We start from the raw sequence: 17,807 nt of genomic DNA on the forward strand, positions 1-17,807 counted from the left end.
TGCACCACGTTGTAGTTGGCCGCGTCCAAACCCGTCAGCGCATAGCCGCTGACGCTGACGTTTTTTCCAGTACCTGCATTGGCGTCGGCAAAGCTGCCGCTACCCGTGCCAACGACGGACACGTTGTCGTTGAGCAAGGCGGTAACACTGGCGCTGCCGCTCAAGGTCGCGCCGGCGCTCGCATCATAGGTTTTATTCAATGCGCTGATGCCAGATACCACCAGGTCAGCCTTGCTGATCGTCGCCGTCAAGCCTGACGGTTGCGTGACGACGTAATTGCCGGCGTCCAGCCCGCTCAGGCTGAAACCGGACACGCTGACCGTTTTATTCGCACCCGCATCCTTGCTGGCAAACTGGCCGACACCCTGGCCGCCCAGGCTGAGGTCGTCCCCCGCGACCATGCCGGAATACGCCACGTTTGCCGTATTCAGGGTGGCCGTCGTCGTCGCGTCATAGGTTTTGTCCACGGCGCCGATGCCGCTCAAGGTGATGCCCTTGGCCGTCACCGTATAGCTGCTGCCGGCCGTGCCCAGCACATTGTAGTTGCCGGACAGACCGCCATTGCCGCTGCTGCCCAGCACCAGGCCGGTAGTGCTGGCCAGTGCCGCGCCCGTTTGCACGTTCTTGCTGGCAAGATTACTGGCATCGCCGGCGCCGCCGACGCTGAAGGTTTGTCCGGCCACGCCCGTGGCCGTCAGCGAGCCGCCCGCCACCGCAGTGTTGCCATCATAGGTCTTGCCGCCGGACAAGACCAGGTCCGCCTTGTGGATGGTCGCCGTCACGCTGATCGGCTGCACCACGTTGTAGTTGGCCGCGTCCAAGCCCGTCAGCGCATAGCCGTTGACGGCAACGGTCTTGCCGCTGCCGGCATTGGCGTCGGCAAAGCTGCCGCTACCCGTGCCAACGACGGACACGCTGTCGTTGAGCAAGGCGGTAACACTGGCGCTGCCGCTCAAGGTCGCGCCGGTGCCCGCATCATAGGTTTTATTCAATGCGCTGATGCCCGATACCACCAGCTCAGCCTTGCTGATCGTCGCCGTCAAGCCTGACGGTTGCGTGACGACGTAATTGCCGGCGTCCAGCCCGCTCAGGCTGAAACCGGACACGCTGACCGTTTTATTCGTGCCCGCATCCTTGCTGGCAAACTGGCCGACACCCTGGCCGCCCAGGCTGAGGTCGTCCCCCGCGATCATGCCTGAATACGCCACGTTTGCCGTATTCAGGGTGGCCGTGGTCGTGGCGTCGTAGGTTTTATCCACGGCGTTGATGCCCGTCAGGGTGATACCCTTGGCGGTCACCGTATAGCTGCTGCCGGCCGTGCCCAGCACATTGTAGTTGCCGGACAGACCGCCATTGCCGCTGCTGCCCAGCACGAGGCCGGTGGCGCTGGCCAGTGCCGCGCCCGTTTGCACGTTCTTGCTGGCAAGATTGGACGCATCGCCGGTGCCGCCGACGCTGAAGGTTTGCCCGGCCACGCCCGTGGCCGTCAGCGAGCCGCCCGCCACCGCAGTGTTGCCATCATAGGTCTTGCCGCCAGTCAGGATCAGGTCGGCCTTGTGGATGGTGGCCGTCAGGCCGGTGGGTTGGGTCAATATGTAGTTGCCAGCATCGCTGCCGCTCAGGCTAAAGCCGGTGACGGTGACGGCCTTGCTGACGCCGGCATTGGCATCGGCGAAGGTGGCCGTACCCCCATTCAGCGAGACGCTGTCGCCGCTGACGATGCCAGAAGCGACATTGGCGCCGCCAGAGAGCGTGGCCGTGGTGGTGCCATCATAGGTTTTGTTGTCAGCAGTCATGCCACTCGCACTGATGGTCTTGGCGCTGATAGTGGCGGTCTTGCTGTCGAGACCATTGATATAGTAGTTGTTGCCGCCATAGTTGATGGCGGTGTTACCATCGGCCGTGGTGCTGCTGGACGCGCCGCTGCCGGTGGCGGTGACGCCGCTAATCGTCACGGCTTTGCCTGTCCCGGCGTTTTTGTCGGAAAAAATAGCCTGCGCACCGGTGCTATTGAGCGTCAATCCGGCCGGCATAGTCAATAAGGGAGTCAGCCCAGATATGCTGGCCGTCGTGTTGCCATCGTAAGTTTTCGACGCAACCGAGCCAGTCATATTGATAGCCATATAGGCCTTTAGCTGACTGGCGTTAGGGATGTAGGTGTAGGCGCTATAGTCCGTCGGCGCGCCATAGCTATTCGGATTGTAATAGATGGCGATGTTGCTTGCACTATCAACGAGGTAAACGAAATTTTGAGAAACATCGTTAAAAATGACCGTACCTGCACCCGTCGCAGTATTGTCTGTTCTCAGTACAACATTCCCGGCCCCGCTAGCGATAATACCTCCGCCAAAATCGCCGACCCCTTCCTTATAAGGTACATTGCTGGTCAATTTAAACAAGATATTGCGATAGGCACTCAGCGTAAGCGTCGTGTTGTTGGTCCAATTCGCACCAATGTTTGTCTGCTTGTCGTAGTCAATACCTGCACCAATGCTATCGAGCACCACAATATCGCCATTGCCAGATCCGCTATGGGTACACGTAGTACCCGAGCAGCTGGCCGTGGATGCGGTAGTTTTGATGGTCACATTGCCATTATTGAGCGCAGCCACCAGGACACGCTCGTCGACATTGACACCGTAGGAATTGCCCCAGATACTGACATTGCCGATCGTAATATCATCGGGATCGAGCAGCCAGTCTCCGGCTTTGCCACGGGGCGCGGCCGTACTGACAGCGGCGCCGGCCTTGATATTCAAGACCTTGCCGGAAGTCTCCACCTGCCCGCCATTGCCGGAAGTGCTGCCGCCGCGTGCCGTGATGCTGCCGTTGAACTGCGTGCTACCGTCCGACCAGACAACAACATTGCCGCCATTGCCGCTGGTGATGGCATCGGCCTTGATCGAGGCGCCAGCGTCGACCGTGGTGGTGTGCGCGCGTTGCTCGCTGCCGCTACCGAGGAAATTTCCGCCCACCAGTGCCGTGCCGCCGCCTTCGCCTGACACATCAATCGCGCTGCCTGCCGCCAGCTTGACCGTGCCGCCGAGCACCTTCACGGTGCCGCCGCTTGCGCCGCCGCTACCGGACGCATCGAGCGTGCCGCTATTGGTCGCGGTGCCGGCACTGCCCGCCGCCAGCACAATCGAGCCGTTGACATTCTGCACGCTGCGCGCCTGAATGATGCCGGTGTTATTGATTACGCTGGCCAGCACCGCATCCCTGGCGCCAGCCGAGAGCCAGACCGCGCCACTGTCGGCCTTGATGAGGCCGCCATTTTCGGCCAGGTTGTTCAGCGTGCTCTGCTTGACCTGCAAATTGACCAGGTTATCGCCGGAAAACGCCAGCGTGACGTCGCTACCCGCGCCCAGCGCCACCGCACCCGCGTTGATGCTGCCAGGATTACTCACCGTATTGCCGATGAAGGCAACATAGCCGCCGGGGGCCGCATTGATGCTGCCCTGGTTGATGATGCTGCCCGTGCCGCTGCCGCTGAAATGGCGCGTCGCGCCATTCAGGCCCGCATCGCCGATATCGAGCGTGGAGGCAACCAGGCCACCCACGTTGATTTGTGATCCTGCACCAAACAGCACGCCATTCGGATTGATCAGGTAGACCTGGCCATTGGCATTGAGCCGGCCGAAGAACTGGGTGGCATTCGTGTCGCTGATGCGGTTGACGGCAATTGCGCTGGCCGACGGCTGGACGAAGTTGACCGTCTCCTGGTTCGTCGTATTGAAAGAAGTCCAGTGCAATGACAGGTTCTGGCTCGCTTGCGTCACCGTGGTGGTGGCACCGTTCTGGCTGATGGAGCCGTTGCCGGCGGTCACCTGGCCGCCTGTCGGCCCCGCCATGGCGACAGGGGCGGCGGCCAGCAAGGCGCTGAAGAGGATGCTGCGATTGGCTGCCTTGCCCCGGCCCCTGGCGCGTTCCGGCACGATGACCCAGGCGTGGTGCACATGGCTCCAGATGAGTCGATAAATTCTGTTCATGGAAGCATGGCGCATGATGGTTTTCTCTGGTTGGCGGCTCAATGCGCAGATGGCATGCCGCTTGTTGTATGTATGTTAGTTAATTGGCAGAAAATCTACTCAGATGCTCGGCAACCCGGCGGTCAAGTGTCGGCCTCCACTCTGCCGGCATCACTTGATTGACCAGTTGAGCAATACGCTCGATCTCGGCCAGTGTTGCCGCATTGTTCGTGGTGGCTTTGGCAGCGCTGTTCCACATATAGATCTTCGCCAGATTGGCCGGCGTCAGCGCACCAGTGGCCGGGTCCGGCGCGCTGTTGGCATACAGAATGGCCACCGGTAAATAGGCCGGCGCATACCCTTCGGAAGCCGCATGTTCCAGCCATGACAAGGCCAGCGCCGGATTCACATCGCCGCCCTCGCCCTGTCCCAGCATCACGCCCAGGCGGTATTGCGCCAGATGGTCGCGGTTTTCCGCGGCCTGCTGATACCAGGAACGCGCGGCCGCCAGATTCTGCGGCACTTCCGTGCCATCCTTGTAATAATCGGCGATGCGCAGCATGGCCGGTGCCGAGCCTGCCTGCGCCGCTTGCGCGCACAGCCCCAGGCCGTGCTCGACGTCCTTGCCGACGACCTGTCCGCGGATGTACAGCTGACCGGCAGAACACAGCGCATACACGATACCCGCCTGCGCCGCCTTGCGGTACCACGCTTCGGCTGCCTTGCCGTCGGCCGCCTGGCCGATCCCTTCAGCCAGGCAATCGCCAAAAAACTGTTGCGCGGCCGGAATGTTGCCCTGTGCAGCCTTGCCGAACCAGGCGCAGGCCGCTGCCGGATTGCGCGCGCGGCCCCACCCTTCGCGCTCGATCAATCCCAGGTTGAATTGCGCCAAAGGATTGCGCGCGGCGACGCGCGCATACTCCTTGTAGGCGAGCGCAAATTCCTGCGCGGTCAGTGCCTTGTCGGCGCGCTTCAACTCAGTGCTCAGGTCGCGCGGCGCGGCACTGGCCTGTAGCGAGGCAAGCAACAGCGCGACCATTGCTGCAACAGCGAGGGTAGGCAAAGTAAATACTCCAGATAAAGTCATCAGCGGTGGCTTGCCATCGACAATGCCACCGGTCCAGGCAGGCTCAGATCGTCGGCGACGAGGCTTAGAGCCTGCCCCAGTTAGGACTCTTAGTCCCGGCTTGGATACATGCCATTGGTGGCCGCGATGTAATATGTCAATGCAATATAGGGCGGTCTTGCATCGACCGCAGCACCAGTCCCGATGGGCAGCGTGTTGCCACTGGCCGTTGCGGTGCCGCCTACGACACCGGCCACGTCACGGCCAAGCGTCGTCACGACTGCCGAGCTGGCAGGAAGCGTGACCGACACTGTGCCACCGCTGATGGCGTTGGCATTCAGTGTGGCATCCGGTGTCGCTGAGGAATAAACGTACGAGGGAGGAGAGCTTGCCTTGGCCAGATAGTTACCCGAGGGTGTTCCTGATCCGTTAGAAGCATTGACCACATTCATCTTCAGGTCTGCTACCGTACCGGTCACAACGGCACTGGCAATGCTTGCGGTGCCGGTCAGCGACGGCACGGCCGTGCTGACCGTTACACCTTTCAGATCAACCGGAATTGCGTTCAGCGCGAACGCATGCGGCGGCAGTTGTGCAACAGTCAGGGTAATGGCATTTTTACCGCCCGTGGCGCCTGACAGGTAATTCACACCGTCGGCGCCGACCATGAACCTGCCGCGCAGGTCAGGCAGCTTGAACGTGGTCGTGCCAGTACCGCCGTAAGTAATGCCGATCAGGGAATACAGTGCCGGATTGGCAGTGATAGGCACCTCCTGGCCGGCAGCCAGCACATACTGCCGATTGAAACTGCCGAAATTGAATGGCACGGCCATGATGCAGATACTCGCCAGGATGGGACTGTCGGAACAGGCAAAACTACTGGGTGTCCAGGCTGCCGATACGGTGCCGACGATCAGTGCGGCGCGAGAAAAGTGATTCTTGACGACAAATTTCATTTCTATTTCCCCTTGATGTGAAGCGAACGTTTTATGTGATGCGTAAACTTTCTGCATTGCCAGTGTCACTTTGACGTCATCGATGCACCTGCCCGGCACTAAGTAACCCCCAATAAATTCACACTAATTTCCCGAGGATTACTTAGCCGGCAGCGCCAGGATGAAGAATTTTTTCCAGTATCTTGACAATCGCCGCAATCCGCTGCGTGGCATCGTTGAATTCAATGACGCCAGGAACAGTGGGGCCGTGTCCGACAGCAGGAAAATCCGGGCCGAGAATCTCGGAGATATACACCTTGACATGCTGGGTCCCTGCCATGGTCAGATACGCTGCAGCCGTTGCAGGGGCAGGCCCTGGGGACCCGCCTGAAAATTGTGCGCTCGGCAGCGCGGCATACAGTGTTTTCGAGGCGGCCGAATCAGCCAATGCAGCCAGCACCACGCCATAAATCTGTTCCGGCAGCTTTACCCCGCCTTCGGCATCCGAGTTGCCATAAATGGTCAACAACTGAAGAAGGGTGCTCAGGTTCCAGGCATGCGGCACGATATCGTACTGATTGCGGATCAAGATGTTCCAGTTCTGCCAGGGTTTCTCTCCAGCAGTCTTGCGCGGAAAGGCATGGGCAAACTGCCTGGAAAAGCGGCCATTTCCAGGCGATGCTCCGGCGGTCGGATAAACCTGTACCCGTTCAAATGCCGACAATGCGCCGTGTTCCTCCAGGTACAAGGCAAACGTCGGGGCCAGAGCGCCGGCAAGGCTATGCCCGGTAAAGACTATGCGCGCGCCCGCGTTGACCGTGCCATTGAGCTGTCGAATAAAATCGGACAGACTGGTTTTTCCATGGGCCGGATCTGTTGGCGTCAGCGCTGCAATATGTGCCACGCCAGTCGCCGTGCCTTTGGAAATGACCGGCATGAGAGAATCGTGTGAAATGACCGTGGCAGACGGTACTGCGGGATGGTATTGCGTCCAGTTGACGGTTGAAGACACCGTGAAATCTTCCACGATCCAGTCATAGCCGGATATCGCATTGGTGGCGGAAATGGCAACTACATGGGTTGGTGCCGTTGTCCCATCCTCAAATGTGACTGCCGGATTGTAGAAAACAAGCGCCGCATTTTGCGCCACCTTGGCGTTTGCTCCGCGCCACACAGCTGGCCCCCAGGCGATTTGCCAGCCGTCCCCCAGCCCCGCCGTGATCACCGGCAGGGGCAATGTCGCCTGTATATTCGCCGCAAGCTGGGCTTCCAGCGGGTCGCCATGCGTACCCGGGGTATAACGCTCGTTTGCAATATAGTCAGAAGCCAGATTCGACAATAACGACAGGGCAAACGTCTGCTGAAAAACATCAAAATTTGCTGACATGATTTCTTTCTTGTCCAGGGACTTTCGTGAAACAAGCGGAATGCCGGCGAATAGAAATGGCGTCAATTACTGCGGGGCAGCTGGTTCTTTTCTCGCCAGGATGGATATGCAGACATTTTTTTCCGATACCAGAAACAGGAAAGCCGGATGCATGGAGAGAGAATCGGGGAATGTCCATTGTTTCCTGTGGCAATATCTTTATTGGGTTCAATTCGCCTAAGTATAGTGAGTGGCTTACTTAAATAACAAACCACCAATACCCACAGGAAGTGACCAATTGTGACGCCGGCCAGCACCTCCTCATGGACGAGGGAGGCAATGGCCAGACCATTCAATTCATCGGCCACATCGGATCATCGGCATATTGCGCACCCCGTCTTTCATGGTGCGTCTTATATACAGCATCGTCCGAAGGGATTGAATGGTGGCGTGGATGGCTGATAAAGTTCAAATATTGAAGTAACGTGCGCCACTATATTGATGTAGATCAATCAATTTTCGAATCGTATGCAGCAGAATATGATCATTCGCAAGTCTCTATTCCAGAGACAATGGCTCACGCCCTGCGTCCTGCACTACGCATGACCAACTTCATAAGGAAAAACATGATCCCCACTACCATGAAAGCCGCCGTTGTCGAACAACTGGGCCAGCCCCTGGTGCTGCGCGACGTTCCCGTGCCGGTGCCCGGCCCCGGCCAGATCCTCGTCAAGACGGAAGCCTGCGGCGTGTGCCACACGGACTTGCATGCGGCGCGCGGCGACTGGCCCGTCAAGCCGACGCCGCCGTTCATTCCCGGCCACGAAGGCATCGGCCTGGTGGTCGCCATGGGCACGGGCGTGACCGAAGTGCAGCTGGGTGACCGGGTCGGCGTGCCCTGGCTCTACTCGGCTTGCGGCCATTGCGAACATTGCCTGGCAGCCTGGGAAACCGTGTGCGCCGAGGCGCAGTTCGGCGGCTACACCAAGAATGGCGGCTTTGCCGAATACATCCTGGCCGACCCGCGCTACGTCGCGCATATTCCGGCGGGTCTTTCCGCCGTGCAGGCAGCACCCATCATCTGCGCCGGCGTGACCAGCTACAAGGGCATCAAGGAAACGGGAGCGCGGCCGGGCCAGTGGCTGGCCGTGTCCGGCATCGGCGGCCTGGGCCACCTGGCCATCGAATATGCGGTGGCCATGGGCTTGCGCGTGGCGGCCGTCGACATCGATGAAGGCAAACTGGAGCATGCGCGCGCCCTGGGCGCCGAAGTGACCATCAATGCGCGCCAGGGCGACCCTGTGGCGGCCCTGCGCGAAGCGACCGGGGGTGGCGCGCACGGCGTGCTGATCACGGCGCCGTCGATCGATGCTTTCCAACAAGGCGTGGCGATGACGCGCAAGCGCGGCACCTGCGTGCTGGTGGGCTTGCCGCCGGGCGACTTCCCGACGCCGCTGTTCGACGTCGTCGCCAATTGCGTGACGATACGCGGCTCTTTTGTGGGCACGCGCCAGGACATGGCCGAGGCGCTTGCCTTCGCCGCCACCGGCAAGGTCAAGGCCGGCATCGAATTGCAGCCGCTGTCGGCCATCAATGAGATCTTCAGCCGCCTGGAGCATGGCAAGGTGGCCTCGCGCGTGGTGCTCGATTTCAGCGGCAATTGAGTTACGACTGAGCAGCGCGCCAACTGCGCCGGTGTGTCGTGCGACGGCAATTCCATTTTTGTTGCCATAATTGCACATTATAAAGGACACACCGATGAAAATATCTCTTTCTTGCTTGCTGGCCTGCGCCGCCCTCGCCTGCTCCGCTCCCGTCAGCGCGGCCGACCAGGCCGCGCCCTCCCTGCCTGGGCACTATTACCTGCAAGGCGTCATGGAAACGGGCTCCGAACTGCTGCTGAAAAAGGATGGCACGTTCGAATGGATGCTCAGCTATGGCAATACCGACGAACAAGCCAGCGGCGAGTGGCGCGTTGCCGGCGACACAGTGACCCTGGTGGCGGGCAATGGCGGCAAGGAGCCGCAGTTCCGCGTGTTTGAGGAAGCGGAAATGCGCATCCAGAAACCCGCCGAAGCGGGACTGTGGGTGGCCATCGTCGGCTTTCCCCAAGTGGGGCCGATGCCCGGCGTGGAAGTGAAGTTCGAGGCGCACAGCGGCAAGACGGCCACGGCCGTCAGCGTGGCGAACGGCGATGCCATCGTGCGCATGCCGGCGTCGGAGCGCTGGGTGCGCGCCGGCTTGCGCCGCCAGGGCTCGCAGGCCGACTATCAATGGCTGGCCGTGCCGCCCGAGCGCGCGCAGCAACGCCTCGCCGCCTTCGCTGTCACCGACGCCAGGTGGCTCAGGGGCCAGGCATTCCAGAAACTGGCCTTGCGCGTCGTCAGTGGCGGCCTGAAAGTCGACGATGCGGACAGCGGCCTGGCCAGGGGTTTGTACGCCAAACCGGCATCGAAGCAGTAGCCCTCAATCTATCTCGTTCCCTTCCACAAACACGCCGCCCTGGTCAATATTCCTGACCAGGGCGGCGCTGTTTGCGCCGACGCGCAGCCGTGCGCCGTTGACACCCCGCACGGTCTGTCCTATAGTCGCCGGGTTAACAAGAAATGAGAATGAGAATCATGTTCATTAAAATGAAAAAATGGCTCGTATGCTATCCGCTCGTCGCCGCCAGCCTCAGCCTCAGCCTGCTGCTGGCCGGTGGCGCGCAGGCGCAAGTAGCCGATCCTGGCGCCGGTGCCAAGCAATTGTGGCAATTGATTGATTATGTCGCCGTCGATTACAGCGGCGCCGTCGAGCACGGCAAGGTGGTCAGCGAAGCGGAATACGCGGAGATGCTCGATTTTACCGACAACGCGACGACGCAGATCGCCGCCCTGCCCGCCCACGCGTCGCAGCCGGCCATCGCCGCCGCCATCGCCGACCTGCGCAAAGCCGTCGTGGCCAAGGCCGACGGCGTGGAAGTCAAGCGCCTGGCGCACCACGCGAATGGCTTGCTGATCGCCGCCTACCCGATTCCCGTGGCGCCGAAAGTGCTGCCCAACCTGATGCGCGGCGCGGCCCTGTATGCGGCCCAGTGCGCTTCCTGCCACGGCGTGGCCGGTGGCGGCGACGGTCCGCTGGCGGCCAGTCTGGAACCGAAACCGATCGCCTTCACGGATGGCGAACGGGCCCAGTCGCGCAGCGTGATGGCGCTGTACCAGGTCATTTCGCAAGGCGTGGCGGGCACTTCGATGGCCAGTTTCGGCCAGCTGTCCGAAAACGAGCGCTGGGACCTGGCCTTCTTTGTGGGCGGCATGTCGCACGACGCGGCGGCGCGCGCGCACGGCGAAAAGATGTGGCAGGACGATCCACGGGCCAAGAAACTGTACGCGGACCTGGCCGCCGTGACGACCCTGACGCAGGAAGCCGCAGCAGCCAAGCTGGGCGCGGACGAGGCGCAAGCCTTGACGGCGTACCTGCGCAGCGCCCCTGGCAAGGCCGAGGCGCACAAGCCCACGGGCCTGGCCCTGTCGCGCCTGCGCCTGGAAGAAAGCCTGGCCGCCGTGCACGCGGGCGACCGCGCGGCCGCCACGCGCCTGGGCCTGTCGGCCTACCTGGACGGTTTCGAGCCGATCGAGCCGATGGTCGGCGCGCGCAACAAATCCCTGCTGCTGGCCGTGGAAAACGCCATGCTGGCCTACCGTTCCGCCGTTGCCAAGGGCACGGTAGCCGACGCCGAAGCGGCGGGCGAGAAGCTGCAGCAACTATTTACCCACGTGGAAGCGGAGCTGGGCGACGCCAAGGCCGAGCCGATGACGACCTTTATCGGCGCCCTGACGATCTTGCTGCGCGAAGGCGTGGAAGCATTGCTGATCGTGATCGGCATCATCGCCTTCCTGCGCAAGGCCAAGCGCAACGATGTCATGCCCTACGTGCACGGCGGCTGGATCAGCGCGCTGGTGGCGGGCGGCCTGACATGGGTGGCGGCAACGTATTTGGTCACCATCAGCGGCGCCAGCCGGGAAGTGAGCGAAGGGCTCGGTTCCGTGTTCGCGGCCCTGGTCCTGCTCAGCGTGGGCTTGTGGATGCACCAGAAGAGCAGCGCCGGGCGCTGGCAGGAATACCTGCATGAGAAACTCACGGCGGCCATGACGCGCCGCTCCGCCTGGGGCCTGTTCGCCCTGGCCTTTATCGCCGTCTACCGCGAAGTCTTTGAAACCGTGCTGTTCTATTCCGCCCTGGCGGCGGATGGCAATGGCGGCGCCCTGCTGGGCGGCTTCCTGGTGGCCATCGTGCTGCTGGTCGTGATCGCCTGGGCCTTGCTGCGCACCAGCGCCCGCATGCCTATCGGCAAGTTCTTCTCGTGGACGTCCGCCTTCGTGGCCGTGCTGGCCGTGATTTTGATGGGCAAAGGCGTGGCCGCGCTGCAGGAAGCGGGCTGGATCGGCGTCACCCCGGTCGACTTCATGCGTGTCGACCTGCTGGGCATCCTGCCCACGGCGGAAACCCTGCTGGCGCAGGCCGCCATCCTGGCCATCATCGTCGCCGGCTATGGCTGGAACCGTTACTCGGCAGGCAAGCACAAGCCCGCTTGAGCTTGAAGTGCCATCCCTGAAACGCGCCGGCACGGGCGTTTCCGCCAGCCCCCGATCGCTGCCTGAAGCGATCGGGGGCTGTTGCATTGCGGCGGCTCAGCGCGCCATGTCGCCTGGCGACTTGCTGTGGCTGTGCACTTTAACCCCTGCCAGCCAGGTCTCCTCCACCACGATGTCGCGCAGCTTGCGCACGCTCTCGTCCAGCGGGTCTTGCGCAAGAATCACCAGATCAGCCCGTTTGCCGGCTTCCAGCGAGCCGACCAGGTGGTCGAGGTGGCAATGCCAGGCGGCATCGAGCGTGACGGCACGCAAGGCCGCCATGCGGCTCAGGCACTCGTCCTGGTTCAACACCTCGTTGTCTGGCGCACCTTCCATGCTGCGAAATACCGCCTGTTCCATCATGCGCAAGGCGCCCAGTGGCGAGACGAAATGGTCCGAGTGCAAGCTGACGTGCATCCCCGCTTGCAGTGCCGACTGGCAGCGGTCCAGCAACTGTGCCCGCTCCTGGCCAAAAATGGTGCACTGGAACGTGTGCCCCCAGTAGCCCACGTGGCCGATGAGGAAACTGGGGTTCAACTGCAACTCTGCCATTTTAGCGATGGCATCGTCATTCAACAGCGATGCGTGCTCGACCCGCAGGCGCAGCTGACGCCGCTTGTGCACCTCCTCTTCGCTAAGGATGCCTGGCCGTGGCGTGAGTACTTGCGCGTAACTGTCCAGCACATATTCCACCGCCTTGTCGCCGTTGGCGTGCACCAGCACCGGCCAGCCGTGCCCCACCGCCTTGTCCAGCATGCGGGTGAACACGGACGTGTCCTGGTAATTGTTCAAGCCGGTGTCCGGCACATCCGGGACGGCGTGTTCATGCGAACAGGCATAGGGCTCGCTCTGGTAGCCCGTCAAGCCCTGGTTGGAGCCGTCCGCGATCAGCTTGATCGCCCTGATGCTGAAACGCTGGTCACCATCGCTGTCCAGGTCCGGCGTGTAGCGCTGCAGCCACTTGTCCAGCGCCGGTTCATCGGGTTTGGTGAACAGTGCGGCGCCGATGCGCACGGGTCCCAGGTGGGCCGCCAGTTTGAGCAAGCCGATTTCCAGCTGAGGCTGCTCGGTGGCGCCCAGACCGGCGTCGAATACGCTGGTAAAGCCCATGGCGGAGGCATGCTCCAGCACCTGCTTCAGGCAGGCGACAAATTCCAGCAGCCTGGGCTGCGGCGCGGCCTGCAGCGCCGTGGCGATATTGATCTCGGTCAGCACGCCGGAAGGCGTGTCCTCGATCTGCGCCGCCTGCAGCGCAGCGGTATTGAGATAGGCAAGGTGGCCGGAAGAGTTCATCAGCAGGATGGGCACCGTGCTGCTCAGCGGGTCCAGCTGGCTGGCGGTGATGTCTTCCCAAGGCTGCATCAACGATGGGTCGACGCCGAAGCCCAGCACCCAAGGGTTGCCTTGTTTGTCTTTCGGCAGCTTGTCCGGCTGCGCCAGCGCGGTGCGAATCTGCTGGCTGATGCTCTGGAAACTATATTCCAGATTCAACTCCTGTTGCCGGGGCGCCGGCCTGAAGGGCGTGAGCGGCAGCCAGCTCTTGTACAGCGCGCTGGGCAGGACGTGCATATGGGGTTCGACGAAGCCGGGCAACAAGGTGCGGCCGTGCAGGTCCGTCTCGGCCGGCCGGTGCGCTTGCATGGCCTGGCGCACTTCGTGCAGCGTGCCGGTGGCAATGATGGTGCCGCCGGCCATGCCCAGTGCCTCCACCCGCGCGCTGCCACCGGCGGCCAGGGTATGGATGACACCGTTATGGAAGATCACGGCTTGCGGCCCCAGTGTCCGGGCGTGCCGGGCGTAGGCGTGTTGAAACGCCGCATCCAGTTCACCGCCAAGCGCGGTTTCCGTCAGCAGGCCGGTAGTCAGCGCAGGCAGATGAGGCAGGTTGCAGCAGGCGCAACCGAGATGGTCATGGCTCATGCAGATTCCTATCAGAAGTTAATGATTGACGATGAATACATTCATCATTCAGGGTTTGATATGCTCAACAACAAAATATCGGGAAAGCGATATGCATAAACTGGCTCGCTTGTTTCCAATAACTGCTACATAGCATAACGAATTGCCCATCAAAAAAAACTCTAACATTGTCACGTTAATGTGCATGTCTATGTGACTACTCTGAACGCCTTGCCCTGCATTGATTTCCCGCAGCATTTCGCCATCTATTTATTCACTATTTTGTCAGTCCCCTCCCATTTCTCTGAAGAAGACATAAAACTATTTTTCGGCAGGTGACAATTGGATAGTTATATTTTCAAAAATTTAACTATATTCTGTATTGCAGAGATTACACCGGTCGCCCGAACACCGGCCGTATCAAAAGAAGCCTATCCATTGAACGCACCACCAACAAAAGCCGATCGATGAAAATTCAACGCGCAACAACCTGGTCGCTGGGTCTTATTGTGGCAGGCGCCCTGTTATCGTCCCATGCCTATGCGGCGAAAATCCCCGACTGCGGCAAAAGGGAACCGAGCAAAACCCTGCCTACCCCGCAAAATAGCGAATATGACGCCTACCGCAACGCAAAGACGAGCGCGGTGGCGGGTGGTCCGGGCAATGTCGTATTCAATAATAATGAAAAGCGCCTCCCCGCCGCTGGCAAGGACGAGGTTTATTATGAATACTATTTGGGTATCGGCGGCGACGGCGGGGCAGGTTCGCATCGTGCGGTACTGCTTGTGCAAACTCCGGCTGGCAAACGCAAGTTGGAGGAACGCTACTATACGCAGGACCACTATACTTCCTTCTGCAGCCTGAAAAACTAGCCGTTCTTTTTCCAATTCAAGCGACGCCGAAACCAGCGGTCACGGCGCCGCATCGCGCGCATCTACGTACGCCCAGGCCTGCATGCCTGACGCCAGGGTGACGCGCTCGCGCCGGTAGGCGGCCACCTCGTAGCCGTCCGCCTGCCGCAATTCGTCCGCCGAGATGGCCAGCACGGCGCCCGGCACGCAATCCGTCGGCGCGCCGCTGCGCGAGGCGATCGGATGGTGCGTCTTGCCGCTGGTCGCCACCACCTGCGCATCATCGATGGCCAGCAGCGCCAGGCGGTAGCCCGGCAACTGGTCGGGCCGGCTGTCGAGCAGGCGCCCGAAGGTGGCCAGTTGCACCTCGGGCTGCTGCAAGGTGCCATAGGAAAACAGATGCTCTGTCGCTGCCGCTGGAATAGTTACCATTTTTCGCTCCTGGTCGATGGTCGATAGAGTGCATCGTAGCGCCGTTCCAGGAAGAGAACAACGCGCCGGCACAGGTTCTGCGCGGTTTTTGAAAATACTATATGATGATCATCATGCAGAATTCATCGACCAAGAAACCATCGGCACAAAGCCGCAAGGAAGCCACCCACGAACGCATCGTCGAAGTGGCCACGCGCGCCATCCGCCGCAGCGGCTATGCGGGCACAGGCGTGGCCGACATCATGAAGGAAGCGGGCCTGACGCACGGCGGCTTCTACGCGCACTTTGCCTCGCGCGACGCCCTGCTGGCCGAAGCGGGCGACCGCGCGGGCGCCGAATCGGTGGCGCTGGCGGCCAGGGTGGCGGCCGCCGCCCCGCCCGGCCAGGCGCTGCAGGCCATGCTGGCGGCCTACCTGTCACCCGAACACATCGCCGCCATCGAGGTGGGCTGTCCCGTCTCGGCGCTGGGCTCGGAAATGCCGCGCCAGGCGCCCGAAGTGCGGCGCGCCGCCACCATCCACATCAAGGAAATGATCGACTTGTTCGCGCGCCAGATGCCCAACTGGGGCCAGCCCGAAGCGCACGCGCAAGCCATGGTGACGGTGTGCGCCATGATCGGCGCCACCATCCTGGCGCGCGCCGTCGACGAGCCGGCCCTGTCGGACGCCCTGTGCGCGGCCACCCTGGCGCAGTTTCAAGACACAAACTAGCCGCAGCGCCCGAGGCTTTGAACCGTCCCGGGTTTTTTTTGAAACAACAATATGACGACCGTCATATTTTACGCTATCAACCACTGAAGGACTGCCATGAAGAACAACAAGATTGCCCTCGTCACCGGCGCCTCGTCCGGCATCGGCGCGGCCACGGCCCGGCGCCTGGCGCAAGCGGGCTACACGGTGTACGGCACCAGCCGCCGCGGTAGCCAGGCGGCCGCAGCCGCTTATGCGATGCTGGCGCTCGACGTCACCAGCGATGCGTCTGTCGCTGCCGCCGTGGACGAGGTGATGCAACGCGCAGGCCGCATCGACCTGCTGGTAAACAACGCCGGTTTCGGCGTGGCCCCGGCGGGCGCCGAGGAAAGCAGCATGGCGCAGGCGCAAGCCATCTTCGACACGAATTTTTATGGCGTCGTGCGCATGACCCTGGCCGTGCTGCCGCACATGCGGGCCCAGGGCGGCGGGCGCATCCTCAATATCGGTTCCGTCGTTGGCTTTTTGCCCATGCCTTATGGCGCGCTGTACTCCGCCACCAAGCACGCCATCGAGGGCTACACTGAATCGCTCGACCATGAAGTGCGCGGCTGGGGCATCCGCGCCAGCGTCGTCGAACCGGCCTATACGAAAACCACGTTCGAAGCCAACCTGCTGGCGCCAGATAACCCGCTGTCCGCCTACCGGCAAGTGAGCGCGGCCGTCACAAGCCGGCTGCAAGCGCTGATGGCCGGCGCCGATGACCCTGGCGTCGTGGCCGACACGGTATTGGCGGCGGCGCAGGCGCGCCAGCCGAAATTGCGCTACACGGCCGGGCCGCTGGCGGCACGCTTGCGCCTGATGCGCCGGTTCCTGCCCGCCGCGCTGATGGACGCCGGCTTGCGCAAGGACCTGCGCCTGGCCTGAACGCCAGCATTTCACAGCATTCAGAGAGAACATCATGCTAGCCATGCAATTGACAAAATACGGCGGCCTCGATCAGGTGGCGTTTGCCGAACTGCCCCGCCCCACGCCAGGCCCCGGCGAGCTGCTGGTGCGGGTGCACGCCGTGGGACTCAATCCCATCGATAACCTGATCCCCAGGGGAGACTTCAAGCCGATAATAAAGCTGCGCTTGCCGGCCACCCTGGGCAGCGACCTGGCCGGCGTGGTGGAGGAAGTCGGCAGCGGCGTCACGCGCTTTCACGTGGGCGACGCCGTGTATGCGAGTATTTTCGACACGCCATACGGCAGCCTGGCCGAGTTTGCCGTCGTGCCCGAGCAGGCTGCCGCCCTCAAGCCCTGCAACCTCGATTTCGTGCAGGCGGCCTCGATACCCATGGTGGGCTTGACGGCGTGGCAAGCCATGCATGAGCGCATGCAGTTACAACCGGGCCAGAAAGTGTTCATCCCGGCCGGTTCCGGCGGCATCGGCACGTTCGCCATCCAGCTGGCCAAACACCTGGGCGCCCGCGTGGGCACGACCACCAGCACGGCGAATGTCGAACTGCTGCGCGGCCTGGGCGCCGACGAAGTGGTCGATTATAAGAAACAGCCCTTCGAGCAGGTGCTGCGTGATTACGACGCCGTGCTGGGCACGCTGCGCGGCGACGGCCTGGAAAAGGCCATGCGCATCGTCAAGCCTGGCAGCCATATCGTCTCGCTGATCGGCCCGCCAGATGCCGCTTTCGCCCGCGCGCGCGGCATGCATGTGGTGCTGAAGCTGGTGTTCGGTTTGCTCAGCCGCAAGATCATCGGCCTGGCGCGGCGGCGCGGCGCCAGCTATGCCTTCCACTTCGTGCGTCCCGACGGCGGCCAGCTGGCGCAGATCGCCGCTTTGGTCGAAGCGGGAAGCATCCGCCCCGTCATCGACCAGGTGTTTCCTTTTCTTGAGGCGAAACAGGCGTTGGCCTACCTGGCGCAGGGCCGCGCGCGCGGCAAGGTGGTGGTGCGGATGCCCGTTTCCTGAGTCGCCTTTGGAACTG

At 61.9% G+C, this 17,807-nt stretch carries 13 protein-coding genes; 7 read left to right on the forward strand and 6 right to left on the reverse strand.

The features are described 5' to 3' along the window. The 4 genes from O0882_RS08650 to O0882_RS08665 all read right to left on the reverse strand — a co-directional run. On the reverse strand, positions 1–4,004 hold a 4,004-nt coding region (locus tag O0882_RS08650; RefSeq protein WP_289947040.1), incomplete at its 3' end, for a YDG domain-containing protein. Positions 4,005–4,068: 64 nt separating this feature from the next. Next, a complete protein-coding gene (locus tag O0882_RS08655; protein ID WP_289947041.1) occupies positions 4,069–5,031 on the reverse strand; it encodes a tetratricopeptide repeat protein in 963 nt (320 codons plus the stop codon). 113 nt (positions 5,032–5,144) lie between these two features. Next, the gene (locus tag O0882_RS08660) at positions 5,145–5,990 is read right to left on the reverse strand and encodes a tail fiber protein (protein ID WP_289947042.1); all 846 of its coding nucleotides are present in this window, start codon (positions 5,988–5,990) and stop codon (positions 5,145–5,147) included. Positions 5,991–6,132: 142 nt separating this feature from the next. Further along, positions 6,133–7,422: a hypothetical protein gene (locus O0882_RS08665; protein ID WP_289947043.1), complete on the reverse strand. Its 1,290-nt coding sequence runs from the start codon at positions 7,420–7,422 to the stop codon at positions 6,133–6,135. 542 nt (positions 7,423–7,964) lie between these two features. Between O0882_RS08665 and O0882_RS08670 the strand changes: the two genes are divergently transcribed. The 3 genes from O0882_RS08670 to O0882_RS08680 all read left to right on the forward strand — a co-directional run bounded on the left by O0882_RS08670 (position 7,965) and on the right by O0882_RS08680 (position 11,912). Further along, positions 7,965–8,999, forward strand: a complete 1,035-nt coding sequence (locus O0882_RS08670; protein ID WP_289947754.1) for a zinc-dependent alcohol dehydrogenase — start codon at positions 7,965–7,967, stop codon at positions 8,997–8,999. 94 nt (positions 9,000–9,093) lie between these two features. After that, on the forward strand, positions 9,094–9,798 hold the full coding sequence (locus O0882_RS08675; protein ID WP_289947044.1) for a hypothetical protein: 705 nt from the start codon (positions 9,094–9,096) through the stop codon (positions 9,796–9,798). 158 nt (positions 9,799–9,956) lie between these two features. Further along, complete coding sequence (locus O0882_RS08680) at positions 9,957–11,912, forward strand: cytochrome c/FTR1 family iron permease (protein ID WP_289947045.1); 1,956 nt, start codon at positions 9,957–9,959, stop codon at positions 11,910–11,912. 96 nt (positions 11,913–12,008) lie between these two features. Here the strand turns inward: O0882_RS08680 and O0882_RS08685 are convergent, their stop codons facing one another. After that, the gene (locus tag O0882_RS08685) at positions 12,009–13,871 is read right to left on the reverse strand and encodes an amidohydrolase (protein WP_289947046.1); all 1,863 of its coding nucleotides are present in this window, start codon (positions 13,869–13,871) and stop codon (positions 12,009–12,011) included. Positions 13,872–14,317: 446 nt separating this feature from the next. Here O0882_RS08685 and O0882_RS08690 point away from each other — a divergent pair, with 446 nt between their 5' ends. Then, positions 14,318–14,722 carry a ribonuclease domain-containing protein gene (locus tag O0882_RS08690; RefSeq protein ID WP_289947047.1) on the forward strand — a complete coding sequence of 135 codons (405 nt, stop codon included), beginning with the start codon at positions 14,318–14,320 and terminating at the stop codon, positions 14,720–14,722. A gap of 39 nt (positions 14,723–14,761) precedes the next feature. Here the strand turns inward: O0882_RS08690 and O0882_RS08695 are convergent, their stop codons facing one another. Then, positions 14,762–15,133, reverse strand: a complete 372-nt coding sequence (locus O0882_RS08695; RefSeq protein ID WP_289947049.1) for a gamma-glutamylcyclotransferase family protein — start codon at positions 15,131–15,133, stop codon at positions 14,762–14,764. A gap of 101 nt (positions 15,134–15,234) precedes the next feature. Between O0882_RS08695 and O0882_RS08700 the strand changes: the two genes are divergently transcribed. The 3 genes from O0882_RS08700 to O0882_RS08710 all read left to right on the forward strand — a co-directional run bounded on the left by O0882_RS08700 (position 15,235) and on the right by O0882_RS08710 (position 17,791). Continuing rightward, positions 15,235–15,843 (forward strand): TetR/AcrR family transcriptional regulator, encoded by a 609-nt coding sequence (locus tag O0882_RS08700; protein ID WP_289947051.1) that lies wholly within the window; start codon positions 15,235–15,237, stop codon positions 15,841–15,843. Between the two features lie 96 nt (positions 15,844–15,939). Further along, entirely contained in the window at positions 15,940–16,749 is an 810-nt protein-coding gene (locus O0882_RS08705) for an oxidoreductase (RefSeq protein ID WP_289947053.1), read from the forward strand. Positions 16,750–16,783: 34 nt separating this feature from the next. Next, complete coding sequence (locus tag O0882_RS08710) at positions 16,784–17,791, forward strand: NADP-dependent oxidoreductase (RefSeq protein ID WP_289947054.1); 1,008 nt, start codon at positions 16,784–16,786, stop codon at positions 17,789–17,791. Positions 17,792–17,807 lie beyond the last annotated feature (16 nt).

It is taken from the genome of Janthinobacterium sp. SUN073 (assembly GCF_030397665.1).
In the GTDB taxonomy this organism is placed as follows: Bacteria; Pseudomonadota; Gammaproteobacteria; order Burkholderiales; family Burkholderiaceae_D; genus Janthinobacterium.